The organism is Bradyrhizobium uaiense, assembly GCF_010811875.1.
GTDB lineage: Bacteria > Pseudomonadota > Alphaproteobacteria > Rhizobiales > Xanthobacteraceae > Bradyrhizobium > Bradyrhizobium uaiense.
The window spans coordinates 1-241 of sequence record NZ_VKHP01001043.1; the positions used below are offsets into that span (position 1 = coordinate 1).

Genomic DNA, 241 nt, shown 5'->3' on the forward strand with positions numbered 1-241 from the left:
GGCGCGCCTCGCTCTCGACCAGCCGCGTGGTCGACTGCTCGAGCTCGGCGGTCCGCGCGCGCACGCGGTCCTCGAGCTCGGCATTGAGGCGTTCGAGTTGCCGTGTCTTGCGGTAGAGCTCGGCGAAACGCTCGTCGCGGCATCGTCGGGCCGCGAGGCGCTCGAGTTCCTGCTCAAGAACGAAGTCGCAGTCATCCTGGTCGACGTCTGCATGCCCGAGCTCGACGGCTTCGAGCTCGCG

Annotated in this window: 1 pseudogene; it reads left to right on the forward strand. The window is 68.9% G+C overall.

From position 1 onward, the window contains the following. Positions 1-34: 34 nt before the first annotated feature. Positions 35-241: pseudogene (locus FNJ47_RS48690) on the forward strand (hypothetical protein); the annotation flags it as partial.